A 17,322-nucleotide genomic window follows, 5' to 3' on the forward strand; every position below is an offset into this window, starting at 1 on the left:
GATCATGAGAAAAAAGAACCTTCATACAATATTTTTCGGAACGGCTGCGGCCATGATGCTCTTTGCGGCCTGCCGCAAGGACGGGGAAAGTTTTCTTGACAAAACCGATACCGGTACCATCAACCAGGAAAAGACCTTTGCAGACAGCGCGCTCACCATGGATTTCCTGAACGGTATTTACCGCAACCTGTCTTATACTTACTTTATTGACAACGGCTTGTTTGGCGGCGGCCTCTGGTCTTTTTCAGATGCCACAGACGATTCGGAGATACGCTGGAGCGGTGCTACCGCGCAAACTGCGCAAGCCTATAATTCCGCCACCTTTGCCGGTGTGGCCGAGTTTGCAAGAATGCGTAACGACCACTGGAATACGCCTTACACCTGCATCCGCCGCGCCAACATCTTCCTGGCCAACGTAGACAAAGGGCCTTTGTCTGCCGGACGGAAAGCCCTGGCCAAAGGTGAGGCCCGTTTCCTGCGCGCCTATTTTTATTTCCACCTGCTGCGTACCCACGGCGGTATTCCGCTGATCGGGGACAGGTTGTACGACCTTACGGACGATTTTAACCAGCCCCGTAATTCCTTTGAAGAATGTGTGAACTACATTGTGAAAGAGATGGAAGAAGTGGCCGGCATCTTGCCTGCAGAGCAGCTGGGCGGCGAATACGGCCGTCCCACACGGGGCGCGGCTTTGGCCGTGAAAGCCAAAACTTTGCTGCTGGCCGCCAGCCCGCTGTTCAACGGCGGCAACCTGGGAGAAACGGCAGACCAGAAGAAGATACTGGGTTATGAAAGCGCCAGTGCAGACCGCTGGAAATCTGCCGCAGACGCTTTTAAAGCGGTGATGGACCTCGGCGTCTACGAGCTGATAGAAGATAACACCACCCGCCCCGGCAATGGTTTCTACACCACCTTCATTCAGCGGAAAAACAAGGAGCACATCTTCCAGATCATGCAGGGCGCCAACCGCACCTTCGAGAACCTGTGCCTGCCGGCCACACGCGGCGGACAGACTTACAGCTTCCCCACGCAGCAGCTGGTAGACGCGTTCCCCATGGCTAACGGCAAGCTCATCAACGAAGCCGGCAGCGGCTATGATGCCAATAATCCCTACCAGGGCCGCGACCCGCGGTTTTATTTCTCCATTCTCTACAACGGCTCCACCTGGCTGCTGGCCTCCACCAACCGTAAAGAACCGGTGTGGCTGTACCTCTTTGCCCCGCAAGACGGGTTGAGCACCAACTCATCTTCCACGCGTACCGGGTACCTCTGGCGCAAGATGATGGACGAGAATGCCGGCGGCAACTTCGGCGTATCGCCCACGCGTTGCCTCACGCCCATCCGCTATGGAGAAATTCTGCTGGGTTATGCGGAAGCTTTGAATGAATATGGCGGGCCCACCGCGGAAGTATATACCGCCGTGGAAGCCATTCGCCGCCGCGCCGGCCTGGATCCATACCAGCTGCCCCAGGGCCTTACCAAAGAAACCATGCGGGAAGCCATCCGCAACGAAAGGAGGGTAGAGCTGGCCTACGAAGAAGGGCACCGTTTCTTTGACCTGCTGCGCTGGAAAACGTTTGACCAGCAGGGGGCGGGTGACATGTTTGGCATGCGCATTACAAAAAATGGTGATCTTTATAGTTACGAGCGCTTTGCGTTTGAAAAAAGAACGTTCAGAAGCCCGCAAATGTATTTCATGCCCATCCCGCAGTCTGAGATCAACAAATCTCAGGCGCTGGTACAAAACCCGGGATGGTAAACCCATAATGATGAAAATAAGAACAGGCATTTTAGCGCTGGTACTGCTTTGCAGTGCCGGCGCTTCAGCACAGGAAGTAACACTGAAATACGGTGCGCAGTACACCGGCAAACGTACAGATGAGGCCATGAACAAATGGCGGGGCAACCGCTTCGGCCAGTTTATTCACTGGGGCCTTTACGCCATACCCGGCGGCGTGTGGAAGGGGAAAACCTACAACTATGCGGCGGAGTTCCTGAAGTCCAGCGCAAAGATCCCCACTTCCACCTGGGATTCCCTCATGTACCAGTTCAACCCGGTGAAATTTAACGCAAAACAGTGGGCGAAGATGGCCAGACAGATGGGAGCAAAGTACATGACCATCACCACCAAACATCACGAAGGCTTTTGCCTCTGGCCCAGCCGGTACACAGATTTCAACATCGGTAATACGCCGTACAAAAAAGACATTCTCAAAGAACTGGTAGATGCCTACAACGCTGAAGGCATAGACGTGAACTTTTATTATTCCGTGCTAGACTGGCATCACCCAGACTGGCGGTACGATATCAAATCTGCAGAAGACAGCATTGCCTTTCGCCGCTTTCTCGCCTTTGCGGGCAACCAGCTGCGCGAGCTGGCCACCAATTACCCCACGGTAAAGGGTTTCTGGTTTGACGGCACCTGGGACAACTCCATCAAGAAGAACGGCTGGTGGACGCTGGAAATGGAGCAGATGCTGAAAGAAGTGCGCCCCGGCGTGGTGGTGAACAGCCGCCTGCGGGCAGACGATTTCGGGAAACGGCATATAGACTCCAACGGCAAGCTCATGGGAGATTACGAGTCTGGCTACGAACGCCGGCTGCCGCACCCTGTAAAAGACGTGCAGGTGACGAAATGGGACTGGGAAGCCTGCATGACCGTACCTGAAAACCAGTGGGGCTACCACAAAAACTGGACCGTGAGCCACGTGAAAAGCCCGCTGGAGCTGCTGGAGATGCTGGTGCATACCACGTCTATGGGCGGTAACTTTTTGCTGAACTTCGGCCCTGCCGGAGACGGCAGCATCCGCGCGGAAGAGCAGCATATTGCCCGCACCATTGGCACATGGATGCAGCAGAACGGCCAGGTGATCTATAATTGTGATTACGCCGGCTGGGACAAGCAGGACTGGGGTTACTTCACCAAACCCAGCCGCGGCGGGCAAGTGAACATGATCGTATTCAACATACCTGTGAGCGGCCTGCTGAAAGTAAAAGTACCGGCGGGTACCAAAATTGCCAAAGCCACACTGGCCGGTAAAAGCGTGAAGGTGGAAGAAATTGCGAAAGACCAGTTTTTCATACATCTTCCATTGCAGGCCTATAAAATGCCACCCGTGATCATACTGGAAACTGGCGCCGGCAAAGGCAACGTACAATACCAGGAGGCGAAGACCTGATGCTACTCTTCAGGGGCGCTGCTGATGCAGGGCCCCTTTTTTTATACTTTTTCCGTTTGCCGGAAGATGGTGTTGCACTTTTCCGCCACTACGTGCAGGATGCCGTCCATTTCCTGCGCTACTTTTTCAACATGCGCCAGTAGCGGAGCATTGTCTGGGTGGGACAGGTTGTCTTTATTAAGCATGCTCACAATGCCCAGCATGGAGGCCACGGGCCGGCGCAGGCTGTGAGAACTGAGGTGCGCTACTTTTTTCAGTTCTTCTATATACTTCTTTTTATCTTCAATGTCTTGCATGGCGCCTATCATGCGGATGGGCTTTCCTTCTTCGTTGTACATCACATAGCCGCGGTCGTTCACGCTGCGGTACACGCCGTCTGCGCGCCGGAAACGGTATTCAACGGCCCAGGCGCGCTGGCCGGTTTCCGCTGCCTGCTGGAAGCCTGCTACCACTGTCTCCACATCGTCAGGGTGAACGTGATTTTCCCACCAGCCTCCTTCATTTTCAACTACCGTATGGCCAAACTGCACTTCCAGGTTCTTGTTCCATACCACCTGATTGCTGACCAGGTCCCAATCCCAGATCACGTCACTGGTGGCCAGCGTTACCATGTCATATCTTTCCAGCATCTTTTTCATTTGTATCTCCTGCTGTTTTCTTTCCGTGATGTTGTGGGCAAAACAGGCCACGCCAATGATCCTTCCTTCATCTACAATAGGGTCCATCGTAATTTCCGCGTAGGTGATGCCAGCGTTTTGCAGCTCCCGTTCTTCTTCTATCACCTGCTTTTCGCCCCGCAGGGTGGCTTCGTAGTATTGCTGCCACCTGCGGTATTCCGCTTCACCTTCCGCTTCAATCAGCGGGGTACCCACCTGCAGCGTTACGCCGGTGATGAGCTGGATGATGTTCCGGAAAGCTTCGTTAAAGGCCACAAACCGCATGTTGGCGTCTACGGCCCAAACAAGATCGTCTGTGCTGTTGATAATGGTGCTGAGTAGCTGCTGGTGTTCGTTGAGTGCTTTGTTAGCCAGGAATTTCTCTGAAACGTCCCGGCTGCACACCACCTGTACCTCCTTGCCGTTATACATGGTGGCATAGGCCTGTATTTCTACGTATATTAGAGTGCCATCTTTCTTCAGGTGCCGCCATACACCGGCATCTGCGTAGCCTGTTGAAAGGTTATTGTGATATTGTTTTACCCTTTCTACGTCTTCCGCAGGCCGCATGTCCAGTATGGTCATATGTTTGAACTCTTCGCGGCTGTAGCCGTAGACGTTTACAGCGGCGTCATTCACCTCAAGGAAGCGGAAGTTGCCCAGGTCATAGATCCACATGGGCTGTGGGTTGGCCTGGAAAATATTGAGATACGTGCGTTCAGATTTACGGAGGGAATCCAGGTATTTTTGCAAAAGCCAGTACAGCAGCGCCGCGGAGATCAGCACAAATACGATGCCTTTGAAGTATTGCCCGCTGCGGAGAACGGACGGCGTTTGTTCAGATAGCCAGCGGAGCAGTGAATCTGTGCTGAATACCCATACAGCGCCGAAGATGCAGTATATCAATACCGTCCGGAGCGGGGAAAACAGGTTAATCATACAATCGGTGTTTCAGTTTGTAGGTGCGGCCTTAAAATAGCAAAAAAAACAACTACCTGTTGATGTTCTCCGCAAATTAAAGACCAACAAAACCGGTATTCTGTTTGTAATGCATTATAGACCAAAGCACAAACGCATGGAGCCATATTTTACGCCGGTCAGGGAGCTGAGCAGCCAGCTGCATGCCAACCCTGAGCAGGGCCTTTCCCCGGAGGCCGCTGCGGAACTGTTGCAGCAGCATGGCCCAAATGCCATTACAGGCAAGCGCCGCCGCTCCCCTTGGATGATTCTGCTGCACCAGTTTAAAAGTCCGGTGGTATACCTGCTGCTGGTGGCCGCCGGCATGTCTCTTTTCTTCAAAGAGTGGTTGGACGCTATTGCCATTGGCGTAGTGATATTGCTCAACGCCGCCGTGGGCTTTGTGATGGAGTTCCAGGCGGAGCGCTCTATGGAGGCCCTGCAGAAGCTGGCCAGGCAAATGGCCAAGGTGATCAGGGGCGGCTCCCTGGCGGAAATACCCTCTGAAGAGCTGGTGCCGGGAGATGTAATGGTGATGGAAGCGGGAGACATGGTGCTGGCAGACGGGCGTATCTTGCAGGCTACAGACCTGCAGGCGGACGAGTCTGCCCTTACCGGGGAATCTGTACCCGTAGAAAAAGAGCCGGGCGAGCTGGAGGAGGGCGTGCCCCTGGCGGAACGTACCAACATGGTATACAAGGGCACCTTCATCCGCAAGGGGAACGCCAGGGTACTGTGTACCGCCACCGGCATGCAAACGGAGCTGGGGCATATTGCGGCCATGGTGGCCGGCGCTGTAAAATCAGCCACGCCGCTGGAAAAGAAGCTGGAAAGCTTCAGCAAACGGCTGATAGGCATTACGGTTGTTATTGTACTGCTGATCTTTGGCGCAGGGCTGCTGAACAAGGTGCCCGTGCTGGAAATGCTTAAAACAGCCATTGCCCTGGCTGTGGCCGCCATCCCGGAGGGGCTGCCTATAGTGGCCACACTGGCGCTGGCGCGCGGCATGATACGCATGGCCCGCCACCAGGTGATTGTAAAGAAACTTTCCGCCGTGGAAACGCTGGGCGCCACCACGGTGATCTGTACAGATAAAACCGGCACCCTTACGGAAAACCAGATGACAGTTACAGCGGCAGAGCTGCCCTCCGGTGAAGTGTCACTGGAATCTCCTCCTGATTCAGAAGACTTTAAGATGCTGCAGCGCATAGCCGTACTCTGCAACAACGCCTCCCTGAACCACGAAAAGGGCATTGGAGACCCGCTGGAGATCAGCCTGCTGGAATTTGCCCGTGACACCGGGGCGGATGTTGCCCAGCTTGCGGCAAATTACCACAAAGAGAAAGAGTTCCCTTTCAATTCAGATACCAAGGTAATGGGCACCCTGCACCGTTCCGGGGAAGGGTACCTGGCCTGCGCCAAGGGCGCCATGGAAAACCTGCTGCCTTTCTGCAGGCAGGTGGTGAAGAACGGCCAGCCGCAGCCGCTGGACGAAGCGGCGAAAAAAGAATGGCTGGAAAGAACAGACCACCTGGCCGCATCCGGCCTTAAAACACTGGGGTATGCCTACGCGGAGCCGTCTGCCGCTGCGGAAGATTTTATGAAAGACCTCATACTGGCAGGCATCACCGGTTTCCTGGACCCGCCGCGGAAAGACGTGCAGCAGGTGATCCAGGAATGCCATACCGCGGGCATACGGGTCATTATGCTCACGGGAGACCACCCTGCCACCGCTTCCAACATTGCGCAGCAGCTGGGCATCAGCGGCAAGGCAGACGTAATGAACGGAAAAGACATGGGGGAAGACCCGCAGCAATGGCTGGAAACCGCCGTGTTCGCACGGGTGAGCCCCGCGCAGAAGCTTGACCTGGTAAAGGCGCTGCAAGACCGTCATGAAATAGTGGCCATGACGGGAGACGGCGTAAACGATGCCCCCGCGCTCAAAAAAGCAGACATCGGGATTGCCATGGGCATCCGCGGCACGCAGGTATCACAGGAGGTGGCAGACATGATACTGAAAGACGATGCTTTTTCTTCCATTGTACACGCTGTAAGGCAGGGCAGAACAATATTCGAGAACATCCGCCGCTTCATCATTTTCCTGCTCTCCTGCAACCTGAGCGAACTGCTGGTGATAGGCCTCATTGCCACGTTCAATTTTCCTTTCCAGCTGTTTGCGTTGCAGATACTGTTCATCAACCTCATTACAGACGTATTCCCCGCCATGGCACTGGGTTTTACGGAAGGAGACGAAACGGTGATGCAGAAACCGCCGCGAGACCCGTGCCGCCCCATTATCAGTAAAAAACGCTGGGCGGTGATATGGATGTACGCGGCCATTATTTGCGGCTGCTCCCTGGGCGCGGCCTTTGTGGCAGAGCAGGTGAGGGGCGGCAATGCAGATGAAGGCGCGGCCAACAACGTACTGTTCTTTACGCTCATCGTGTCTCAACTGCTCCATTCCCTCAATATGACGGCCGCCAAAGAAAAGTTCTTCAGCGGCCCCGTGATCAGGAACAAATACCTCTGGTTCTCGCTGGCGCTGAGCCTGGGCATTACCCTGCTGTGCCGGCTGGTGCCGCCGGTAGCGGAGGCCCTGCGGCTGCAGTACATGAGCCGGGAAGACTGGCTGGTGATTGCCGGCTTCAGCGTAGCCTCCCTGCTGCTGATACGCCTGGCTACCCTGTTTGTAAACCGGTAAATACTGTGTATCTTATCCCTACCTAAAAACCCTCGTAACATGACACACACTCGCCGCACCTTCCTGCATGCCTCCGCCATGGCCGGGGCTGCCGTGCTCACCGCGCCGCTTGCCGGCCTTGCCCTGCCCAGGCAACAAAAGAAACTGGGCATTGCGCTCATAGGCCTGGGCGGTTACGCCACCAATCAACTGGCGCCTGCGCTGCTGCAAACGCAGCACATTGAGCTGCGTGGCATTGTAACCGGCACACCGTCTAAAATACCCCAGTGGACAGAGAAGTACAAGATATCTGAAAAGAACGTGTACAACTATGATAACTTCGATAAAATTGCGGATAACAAAGACATAGATGTAGTGTACGTGGTGCTGCCCAACTCCATGCACGCGGAGTTTACCATCCGCGCTGCCAAAGCGGGCAAACACGTGATCTGCGAAAAGCCTATGGCCGTCAGCGTGAAAGAAGGTCAGGCTATGATAGACGCGTGTAAAAAGGCCGGCAAACAGCTGGCCATCGGTTACCGCCTGCATTATGATCCTTTCCACCTGGAAATGATGCGCCTGAGCCGCGAAAAGGTATTCGGGGAAGTGAAGCTGGTAGAGGCCAGTGACGGCTTCCGCGCCGGAGACCCTAACCAGTGGCGGCTGAAACATGCGCTCTCCGGCGGCGGCCCGCTGATGGACGTGGGCATCTACGCCATACAGGGCGCGCGCTACACCGTTGGCCTGGAGCCGGAATATGTAACGGCGCAGGCCTTCCCGAAAACAGACCCCGTAAAGTTTAAAGACGTAGAAGAGTCACTGGCCTGGCAATTGTATTTCCCCAACGGCGCTATCGCCAATTCTTTTTCTACTTATATCACCGGCGTAAACCGCCTGTACGCGGCTGCGGAAAAGGGCTGGTTCGAGATCAACAACGCTTACGGCTACCGTGGCCAGCAGGGCCGTACCAGCCAGGGGCCTATGCAGATCACCCCCATCAACCAGCAGGCCGCGCATATGGACGGCGTGGCCAAAGCCATCCTGGAGAACCGGCCCAACAATGTGCCCGGTGAAGAAGGGCTGCGGGATATGAAAGTGATAGAGGCTATCTATGCGTCTATGGCGGCGGGAGGGAAGAAGCTGAAGATCGGGTGAGGTGAGCGGCGGCTTTAGTTCAACGTATAATCCAGCTCCACCTTACCGGTACAGAAAAACTCCGCTTCCTCGCCCTTGAGCAGGTACCCGTCTACCGGAACCTGCTGGTTGAACAGCAGCGGGGCAAAGAGCTGTTCCGTTTCCAGCGGGTGCAGCTCCAGCAGGTTGCTGGTTACCAGGCGGCCGCTCACGCTGCGGTGCAGCCTGATAGTGAGCACAGACACATTCAGTTCGGAAACGATCACGCCTGCAATAGGCGGGTCATAGTCATTGATCTTGATGCGGATGTGGCGGCCTTTCAGGTTTTTGGGCGCTATGGCCACCGGCGGCGCAGGGTATGAATAAAAAAACATGGACAGAATGAACACCGCGGTATATGGCAACGCATATTCCAGGAAGGAGTAATGCATGCTGTTCTCTTCCTGCACCAGGTTCACCACGCACAGGAGCACCAGCAGCAGGCCTACCAGGGCAATGTACAGCTTCTGCAGCCAGGAGCGGTGCTCTTTTTTCTGCACCCACACGGTGAACTTGTAAAGCACAAACCATACGGGAAACGAAAAGAGCAGGCCTATGGCCACCTGTAGAATGTAGAGCGAAAAAGCCCATTGCGTTTTGTGGTATAGCGGATAAAAAACGAGGAAAAGGAGCGGCGCCAGCAGCACCGGGGTGAGCCAGATGCACAAAGTGTAGTAGAAAACTTTCCGGTTACGCATCAAGGTAGGGATTACAATTGCTCAAATAAATAATATAATGGTGATTCTTCCAAGACTTTTCTTTCTCCTTCTTCCCATTTTATGAGCCTGATAAAGCCTTCCGCAATCTCCAGACCGGTAATGTCGCCATCACTGAAGCAGCAGCAGCCGGTGTTGAAGTAAGCGGGCCGCGCCATTGTTTTGACGATCTGTTTGCCCGCATATTCCGCCTGCCGCTTTGCCAGGTCTGCCTTCAGCCGGGTGGCCAGCTCTTCATTCCCTTCCTGCACCGCCCGTTCCAGCTGTTTGGTGAGCCGGTCTATATGGTCAAGGGAAGCGAATACGGGTTTGTGGGTATGGCCGGTAACGAGAATGGTACGCGGCTGCTGCAGCGTCCATTCATAGAGCACAATGTTATGCAGGTCAACCAGGTCAAAAGAATCTGACACGGTGTTGATGCGGATGTCAAGAAAACGCTGAATGGGCGTCCAGATGGCGGCCACAAACCATTTGGAAAAAGCGTTGCCGTCACTGTGCAGGTCTCCCTGGTGGCCGTGCGTGAGCAGGATGCGGTAGAGGGCCTTGTTGTAAGGTATTTCCAGAATCAGGCCTTCATACACCTTCAGATCGTCCCCAAATATGGGTTTAAGGAACTGGTTACGGGGAATGAGGTAGTTCCACTCCAGGTCATGATTGCCGAAAATGCGGTAGTAGCGTTTTTGCTGCAGGAAACGGGCTTCTTCCAGCAGGGAGGAACGGTGCTGTTCAATTACGCGGGCGGGCGTGCTTTCCCACAGCTCCTCACAGTCTCCCAGGTTGATGAACGTGTAGCCTTCTCCGTAATACCAGGCCAATGCTTTGAGGTAATTGTCCCGGGAGGGCACAAAATCATCCGCCGCATCTCCTCCGCCCTTGTGCTGATCTGAAAATATCACAAAGCGCGCGTTTTCAGGTGTGCAGGAGAGCAGCGGCCCCTTTTCTTTTTTGCCGTTGAGGATGCTTTCCTGCAACTGGGAGAGGGAACTGAATACCAGGCGGCTCTCCGGCCGCGAAGAGAACTTGTTGGCCAGCCAGATCACGGGTTTGCGGAAAAGGTATTGCAGAAGGCGTTTCATTCAGGGGAAGATAGTGAAAAAACTATTCATCCTCCCGCCTTCCGCATACACTATTTGTTCACCACTTCAAATTCTGTGCGCCTGTTTTGCTGGTGCTGGCCTTCGGTACATTTTACGCCGTCCGTACATCCGTTCACGGGTTTTTCTTCGCCGTAGCCGTGCGCCGTCATCCTGCTGCGGTCTATGCCTTTGCCTACGAGGTAATTGAGCGCAGACTGGGCTCTCTTCTGAGACAGCTGCCGGTTGTAGGCTTTGGGGCCGCGGGCGTCCGTATGCGCGTTGAGGCGGATGTACATCTCCGGTTTTTCTTTTAGCACAGCAGCGAGCTTGTCAAGGTCACGCGCGGCGTTTTGCCGGATGTTCCATTTATCGAAATCGTAGTAGATGATGATGCGGATGGGCTGCTCTACCGGCAGCGGGTCAGGTATTTTTGTTTCTTCCGTGGTGGCTGCGGTGTCTGTTTTTTCTGCCGGTACAGGCGTAGGCCGCGGCGCCGGGGCAGCGGCTTTGGCATACCGGTAGATATCGTCACTGCCCTTGCCGCCGGGCCTGTTGGAGGTGAAATAGCTGCTCATGAAATAAAAATCGTCTGCCGGGCTGTTAAGCGGCGGGCCGGGGTTTACAGGCCGGCCGGTGGCGTTTTCCTGCATGTAGATGTCCAGCCCGCCCATGCCAGCGAGGCCGTCTGAAGAAAAATAGAAATGACCGTTCTCATCTATGTAAGGGCTTCTTTCCTGACCGGGAGTGTTCACGTCAGGGCCCAGTTTCACCGCTTCTTTCCAGGCGCCGCCCGGCTCGCGCTCCGTGTAATAGATGTCTGTGCCGCCGGTAGTGCCGGGCATGTCAGACACAAAATACAGGCGTTTTCCGTCTGCCGTCAGGAAAGGGTCGCCAACGGAATAGTCAAGCGGATGATTGTAGCGAAAGGGAACGGGCGTGCCCCAGGCGCTGGAGTCATTTGTTCTCGTTACGGAATAAGTTTCTATGTGTATGCTGTACGCGCTGTCTTTTTCTAAAAACTTGCGCGGCTTGCGGACGTAGCGGGTGCGGGTGAAAAACATTTCCAGCCCGTCTTTGCTCAAAGTGGGCATGCCGGTATGATAAAGGGAGTTGATGCCGTTGTGATCATACAGGCGGGTAGAGGCACTGTCTCCGTTGCTGCCTGTATAGAGCTGGAGGTAGTTGTTGGCCGTCCACCCGTAGCGGTCTGTGCGTACGGGGTTGCCGTTGGAGAATTTCAGGAAATGTTTCCTGCGGGAAGAAGGGCGGTCTGATACCCAGTACAGCTGCCCGTTCTGCTGCAAGGCTCCCCAGTCTGTATACATGCTGTTGAGTGCTCCGGCATTGGTGACCACGTCTGCCCTGGGCGCCTGCTGCCAGGCCACGGCAGAATCGCAGGAGGCAATGTAGTTATCCAGCAGCGCGGCCGGCACGTTGTTACCGGGCATGGAGCGGCAGCGGTTGAACTGTGCTTTGGCGGCTTCATATTTCCCGTTCTGCTGCAGGGCCAAGCCATAATAACATGCGTCTTGCGCGGCCTGGGCCATGTCTTGTTCAGGCAACGCCACCAGGCGGCCGTACCATTCTTCAGCGGCCGGATAGTTGCGCAGCTGGCGGTAAGCTTCTGCCACGGCGCGTGCGTTGGCGGGCGTACCGCGTTTTCGGAAGGCCTTTTCATATAATGCGGCTGCGGAGGAGTAGTGATATACTTCCGCTTTGGCAGCGGCTTCACGCGCTATGTATTGTGCTGTTGCCGGCTGCACGCAAAGCGCACAGATGATGAAAACAGGGAGCTTGTTGAATAACTTCATGTGCTTGCTGCATTTAGGTGGATCAGAAGTACCGCGGTGTAAGCATTCTCGCTTTCCTGGGCGTGAAGAAATAGCCAAGCGAAATTTCATGCGAAGCATAATTGTAGTCGCCCAGCCTGTTCAAGGGAATGTCATAACCATATCCTATTCTTAATTTCTGCGCTACGTATATTTCCGCCAATGCAACAAAAGCGGCGGGCCTTCTCAGGTTAGCGTCCAGGTGATCTTTTTTGAACACATTGAAGGCCGTACGGTAAGATGCGCCCACCCATATTTTTTCGGCAATCAGCAGGAAAGCGTTCAGGTCAAGGCTGCCTGGGCCTGCAAAGTCTTCTTTCCACATGAAGGACGGCTTCAGCAGGAAGTTTTCAGACAGCGGTATCAGTCCGCCGGCAGTCAGATAGGCGTGCATTTTTTTATCGGGGAAAAACTGCTCGTTGTCTTTCTTCGGTTCAAGGTAATGTACAATGATATTGTCTACAGACAGGCCTGCATAAAAGCGGTTGTTGCTGTAATAAATACCTGCGCGTGCGTCAGGCATCAGCAGGGAGCGGCGCTGGTTCAGCAGCAGCGGGTCTGCGCCGTCATTGGGGTCCAGCTTGCTGCCATCCAGCCGGTATTGCGCAACGCCCGCGCCAATGCCGAGGGCCAGCGTGCTGCCGTTTTCCCGGTTGCCTACCGGTATGCGGTAGGCATAGTTGAGATACGCCATGGTGTTAGATTGTGCGCCAATGCGGTCGTTCATGAGCTGCAGCGCCAGGCCTACGCGTTCGTTGTTGGCGGTGGCGTCTACCGCAAGGGAAACGGTTTGAGGAGCGCCATCCAGCCCGCTCCACTGGTTGCGGTAAAATGCCGAAATGTTCAACTGCTCCCGGTAACCGGCGTAAGCGGGGTTAATGTAGATGCCGTTGAACATGTACTGGCTGAATTGCGCGTCTTGCTGCGCCATGGCGGATTGGGAGAGCGCAACCAGCAAGATGCCTGCCAGTGAAATTAAATATGGTTTCATGTGCGTTGCTTTAGAAGTTTGTAATGCCTACCTGGCCAGCATCAGGTAACCCTTGTAATTGTGTTTCCTGCCCTGTGCGTCTGTCAGTTCAAGGATGTAGAAATAGGTGCCTTCCAGCAGCCCGTTCCCGTCCCAGGTATTGGCGTAATTCTGCTGCTCGTAAACATGATTGCCCCAGCGGTTGATGATAGTGAGCCTGTTCTGCCGGAACAGCTCTATCCCTTTGATCACGAACCGGTCGTTATACCCGTCTCCATTGGGGGTGATCACATTCGGTATTTTCAGTCCAACAATTTCCTTGCTGGCGTTGGCCGTGTTATTGCCCGGCACAAGGTCTGTCTGGCTGGAGGTGACGGATGCCGTGCTTTCCAGTGTGCCCAGCTGGGTGGGCCTTACAGTGATCACCAGCGTTTTGATCTCGTTGGGCGGCAGGGTGCCTACGTTCCAGGTCACCGTGTTGCTGCCGGGATTTTGTGTTGCCGTGCCGGTACCAGTGTTGAGGCTGATGTATTCCACGGTGGGCGGCAGGGGAGCGGTTACCAGTACGTTGGTGGCCGTACCCGGACCGTTGTTGCCCAGCGTGATGGTGTAGGTGAACGGATCGCCCACGCCCACCGGCCTGGTTTCAGGCTGTATAGACACTATCAGGTCTACCTCCTCCGGCATCACACGAATGCTCACGGTGGCGGTAACGGTACAGTTGCCGCCGCTGGTGTAGCTGTAGGAGACGGAGTGGGCGCCTACGCCGGCAGCTGCGGGGTTGAAGTAGAACATATTATTTTCCGTTACTACGCCCGGGCCCGAGAAGGTTCCGCCCGGTACGTTGGCGCTGAGCTCCCGCCTCGGATCTGTTACCAGCATTTGTTCCGTGCTGCTGGTGATCTGCAGCGCGGGTTTGGCAAATACGGTAACGGTAAGGGCTGCACGCGGGCTTTCACAGCCTTCCGCACTGGTTTGTGAAGCCCAGTAGGTGGTGGCGCCGGCGGTAGTGGTAACCGGTATTACGGGCTGGGGCAGGGCCGTGCCGCCGCTGGCTGCCGCGTACCATTTGATCTGCGTGCCGGTAGCGGTGAGCGCCGCGGCCGCATCGTTCTGGCAGTAGGTAACATTGGTTACGCCCGGCGCAGCAGGTTGTGCCGGTTGAGCATTGATAGTTACCTCTGCGGGAGGTGAAGTACAGCCATCTGCGTTGCGGGCTGTTACCTGGTAGGCGCCTGCTGCAACATTGTTGAAGGTATTGCCGGTTTGATAATCTGTTCCGTTGATGGAATAGGTGAGGCCGGCTACCGCAGTAACGGTGATGGAGCCTGTGGCTATTGCGCAGGTGGGCTGTGTGGCGGTTACTGCGGGAGCGGTAGGTGTAGCGGGTTGCGGGTTGATGATGATCTGGGTGGCAGCGGAAGTACAGCCTGCGCTGCTACGGGCTGTTACCTGGTATGTACCGGGTGTTACATTGGAGAAGACGCCGTCGGCCTGGTAATCTGTTCCGTTAATGGAATAGGTGAGGCCGGCCATAGTAGCTACGGTAATGGTACCGGTGGGTATGGCGCAGGTAGGTTGCGCGGCGGTGGCTACGGGAGGTACAACCAGCTCTGCTGTAATTTCAATAGCCGCACTGGACGATATGCAACCTGAAGTAACCGTACGCCTGAACCAGGTGGTGGCAGTGAGCGCCGCCGGCGTGTAGTTCTGCCCGTTATTGGCGCCTGCTGCCGGAGCAAAGCCATCTGTTGCGCTGGTGGTGCTGGACTCCCATACATACGTGAAAGTTCCGTTACCCCCACCGGGCACGCTGCCTGTGAGAGCGTTAGGGGTAGCGCCGGTGCAGATAGTTTGTGCGGCACTGATGGTATTGTTGGTGATGGCTGTACTGACAGTTACTGAATTTGTTTTGATGTTATTGCAGCCGGGGCCGGAGGGAGCTGCGTCACATTCCGCCTGCGGGCCTGTGGGCGGGGCTGCGTCCGGGTTGGTGGCGTCCGGGTCCGTGACGTCTGCCGTGCGCATAATGCTGGCGCTGGTGAGCAGGTTGCCGCCTGCCGGCAGGGAGGAGGCAGTACCTGTGATGGTGAATATCATCTGGCCGGTGTTGCCGGTGGTAATCATGGCACTGTACTGACCGGGTACGTTTGTTTCAGACGTAACCAGCATGGTATCTGAAGTAGAGTGTGTAACTGTCACCCCGGTAAGTTCTGCGGGGTAACTAAATACAAACGGCGCATTGGTAACGGCTGAGGGCCCGTTGTTGCGCACGGTTACGGTGTAGGTAACCTGCGTGCCCACGCAGAATGAGGCGGGTGTGGGCGTAATGCTCACTACTTCCAGGTCTGCCGTCTTGATCTCTATGGCTGTGGTGTTGGTAAGCGGGGCGCTGGGAATGTAGGCCCAGCTGTCCATGCCGTTATCGTTTCCGAAGTTGTCGCTCCATTTATGACCGTTGGCAGCGCTGCTTTGCCCGCTGAGGTTACGTTTGGGGTTAGAGTTTGAAGTCGATGGGGTCACATCCGGAATATCTGTATCATCCCAATACAATACATCATCCGGTGCGCCTGCACCGTTCACACGGGTTACAATGATGCCGGTTGGGTTCCTCTCTACGTCCAGCAGCGGGAAGTGCACCTCGCCGCCCAGCATTTCAACGCGGATGGCGCCGGGTGGAAAAACAGCGCCGCCCGGTACAACAACGCCTTCTCCATCCAGCCCGTCCCAGGCTACAGTATTGACGCCAACAGTAGCGCTACCTGTTATCTGCCGGTCTCTTACATCTGTGAAAGAGCCGTTCTTGTCTACGTCAAGACTGATAACATAAGAGCCGGTGTGGGTAGCGGTAAAAGAAAAGCTGCCGCCCAACGGCGGGGAGCCTGCTGAATTGGCCGTGCCTTCTGCGCCGGTAAATGAAAAATTACTCAATGAAGACGCAACAGGCGTAGTTAACAGCCAGTCCGCCGTGCCGCCTGGCGCAGCTGCGCTAACCGGCAGGTCCGTAGCAGGGGAATTGAAGAATAGTTTATGTGTTACGTTGGTGGCATCATCGGGTGTAGTAGGATTATGCACAGGAATGGTGCCAGGAGACGTGCCAATGCCTACCACGCTTTGGTAGTGGGCATTGCCGGATGCGTCCAGGAAGCCTTTGTTGTTCACAAAAAAATCGAACGCAACGCCCTGCATGCCGTTGCCGTTGAAGGTATACTGGTAGCCATCTTTGGTCAGAATGTGAAAGATGCCGTTGAAAGAACCGAAGTTGGCGGCCACGCTTGAGGTAATACCGGCAAACATGTTCAGGTATGCCCTGCCCGGCACAAAGGCGGTATTGCCGGCGTTCCTTACGCTTACATCAAAAGCGGCAATATACCAGCTGTTTGGATTCTGCGTCCAGTTGTCGCCTGCCGGTATCATAGGAGCGGTGCCACCTGCCACGGTGGTATTGGTAGGCATGAAAGTGATTTCCCAGATACCGGCCTGCCCGGCGCCGACAGTAATGATGTAAGGGTTGTAACCAGGGGCTGCCCCGTTGGTGGTGAGGCGCGGGCCCGCCAGTTCTTCAGCTCTGTTGGCTATCAGCCCTATGCTGGGGTCATTACCGGTAGAGCCCGTGGCGCCGTTGGGCGCACGCCAGTTAATGGTGCCTGTAGCGCCGCCCAAACCGGTAATGCCCTGGGCGCTGGAGCCGAGGTAAATCCGTTCTCCTGCATTGGCATACACTTTTATAACGCCCAGGTAGGGGTAGGGGAATTGCGCTGTAGAAGTGAGACTGCTTCTCCAGAAAGCACGATGGCCGCCGTTAGCCGCCAGCTCTTTACTGCCTTCTGCACGGGTTGTAAGGGCACAACAGATCAGGAACGCTGAAATAACGAATAAGCGCAGGGATATTGCCATACATACGCATTTGTAGACTGGTTGACCAGTTCGGAGGTTTACCGTTTTGCACCAGGGAATAAACAGGGTAACGCCATGCGTTTCACTCCGGGGATTGGATAGGTTATGAGAAGGAAAATAAGCCGGGGGTTACCGGGTTATACAAAACACAGTTATGCACATCTAAGCTAAAGGGAGAGAAAAAGAATT

Annotated in this window: 10 protein-coding genes; 4 read left to right on the forward strand and 6 right to left on the reverse strand. The window is 55.2% G+C overall.

Going from position 1 to position 17,322, the window contains the following annotated elements:
- Positions 1 to 4 precede the first annotated feature (4 nt).
- Both ABDW36_RS23075 and ABDW36_RS23080 read left to right on the forward strand, forming a co-directional pair.
- The gene (locus ABDW36_RS23075; protein ID WP_343704297.1) at positions 5 to 1,759 is read left to right on the forward strand and encodes a RagB/SusD family nutrient uptake outer membrane protein; all 1,755 of its coding nucleotides are present in this window, start codon (positions 5 to 7) and stop codon (positions 1,757 to 1,759) included.
- Positions 1,760 to 1,769: 10 nt separating this feature from the next.
- Positions 1,770 to 3,179, forward strand: a complete 1,410-nt coding sequence (locus ABDW36_RS23080; RefSeq protein ID WP_343704298.1) for an alpha-L-fucosidase — start codon at positions 1,770 to 1,772, stop codon at positions 3,177 to 3,179.
- Positions 3,180 to 3,220: 41 nt separating this feature from the next.
- On the opposite strand, the gene ABDW36_RS23085 is transcribed toward ABDW36_RS23080, so the two are convergent.
- Positions 3,221 to 4,774, reverse strand: a complete 1,554-nt coding sequence (locus ABDW36_RS23085) for a PAS domain S-box protein (RefSeq protein WP_343704299.1) — start codon at positions 4,772 to 4,774, stop codon at positions 3,221 to 3,223.
- 136 nt (positions 4,775 to 4,910) lie between these two features.
- On the opposite strand from ABDW36_RS23085, the gene ABDW36_RS23090 reads away from it, so the two are divergent.
- A complete protein-coding gene (locus ABDW36_RS23090; protein WP_343704300.1) occupies positions 4,911 to 7,493 on the forward strand; it encodes a cation-translocating P-type ATPase in 2,583 nt (860 codons plus the stop codon).
- Positions 7,494 to 7,532: 39 nt separating this feature from the next.
- Positions 7,533 to 8,627: a Gfo/Idh/MocA family oxidoreductase gene (locus ABDW36_RS23095; protein ID WP_343704301.1), complete on the forward strand. Its 1,095-nt coding sequence runs from the start codon at positions 7,533 to 7,535 to the stop codon at positions 8,625 to 8,627.
- A gap of 14 nt (positions 8,628 to 8,641) precedes the next feature.
- On the opposite strand, the gene ABDW36_RS23100 is transcribed toward ABDW36_RS23095, so the two are convergent.
- From ABDW36_RS23100 to ABDW36_RS23120, 5 genes are read right to left on the reverse strand one after another with little or no spacing between them, the layout of a single operon-like run.
- Complete coding sequence (locus ABDW36_RS23100; RefSeq protein WP_343704302.1) at positions 8,642 to 9,343, reverse strand: hypothetical protein; 702 nt, start codon at positions 9,341 to 9,343, stop codon at positions 8,642 to 8,644.
- Between the two features lie 11 nt (positions 9,344 to 9,354).
- On the reverse strand, positions 9,355 to 10,437 hold the full coding sequence (locus ABDW36_RS23105) for a metallophosphoesterase (RefSeq protein ID WP_343704303.1): 1,083 nt from the start codon (positions 10,435 to 10,437) through the stop codon (positions 9,355 to 9,357).
- Between the two features lie 50 nt (positions 10,438 to 10,487).
- Positions 10,488 to 12,248 carry an OmpA family protein gene (locus tag ABDW36_RS23110; RefSeq protein WP_343704304.1) on the reverse strand — a complete coding sequence of 587 codons (1,761 nt, stop codon included), beginning with the start codon at positions 12,246 to 12,248 and terminating at the stop codon, positions 10,488 to 10,490.
- Positions 12,249 to 12,270: 22 nt separating this feature from the next.
- The gene (locus ABDW36_RS23115) at positions 12,271 to 13,257 is read right to left on the reverse strand and encodes a type IX secretion system membrane protein PorP/SprF (RefSeq protein ID WP_343704305.1); all 987 of its coding nucleotides are present in this window, start codon (positions 13,255 to 13,257) and stop codon (positions 12,271 to 12,273) included.
- A 27-nt stretch (positions 13,258 to 13,284) separates the two neighbouring features.
- The gene (locus ABDW36_RS23120; protein ID WP_343704306.1) at positions 13,285 to 17,133 is read right to left on the reverse strand and encodes a gliding motility-associated C-terminal domain-containing protein; all 3,849 of its coding nucleotides are present in this window, start codon (positions 17,131 to 17,133) and stop codon (positions 13,285 to 13,287) included.
- Between the last annotated feature and the right edge of the window lie 189 nt (positions 17,134 to 17,322).

This window comes from Chitinophaga sp. (genome assembly GCF_039596455.1).
GTDB lineage: Bacteria > Bacteroidota > Bacteroidia > Chitinophagales > Chitinophagaceae > Chitinophaga.

Excerpts from the sequence above, each read along its gene's own strand:
- ABDW36_RS23075 (WP_343704297.1), top strand. The coding sequence starts at position 5 with ATGAGAAAAAAGAACCTTCATACAATATTTTTCGGAACGGCTGCGGCC.
- ABDW36_RS23080 (WP_343704298.1), top strand. The coding sequence starts at position 1,770 with ATGAAAATAAGAACAGGCATTTTAGCGCTGGTACTGCTTTGCAGTGCC.
- ABDW36_RS23085 (WP_343704299.1), bottom strand. The coding sequence starts at position 4,774 with ATGATTAACCTGTTTTCCCCGCTCCGGACGGTATTGATATACTGCATC.
- ABDW36_RS23090 (WP_343704300.1), top strand. The coding sequence starts at position 4,911 with ATGGAGCCATATTTTACGCCGGTCAGGGAGCTGAGCAGCCAGCTGCAT.
- ABDW36_RS23095 (WP_343704301.1), top strand. The coding sequence starts at position 7,533 with ATGACACACACTCGCCGCACCTTCCTGCATGCCTCCGCCATGGCCGGG.
- ABDW36_RS23100 (WP_343704302.1), bottom strand. The coding sequence starts at position 9,343 with ATGCGTAACCGGAAAGTTTTCTACTACACTTTGTGCATCTGGCTCACC.
- ABDW36_RS23105 (WP_343704303.1), bottom strand. The coding sequence starts at position 10,437 with ATGAAACGCCTTCTGCAATACCTTTTCCGCAAACCCGTGATCTGGCTG.
- ABDW36_RS23110 (WP_343704304.1), bottom strand. The coding sequence starts at position 12,248 with ATGAAGTTATTCAACAAGCTCCCTGTTTTCATCATCTGTGCGCTTTGC.
- ABDW36_RS23115 (WP_343704305.1), bottom strand. The coding sequence starts at position 13,257 with ATGAAACCATATTTAATTTCACTGGCAGGCATCTTGCTGGTTGCGCTC.
- ABDW36_RS23120 (WP_343704306.1), bottom strand. The coding sequence starts at position 17,133 with ATGGCAATATCCCTGCGCTTATTCGTTATTTCAGCGTTCCTGATCTGT.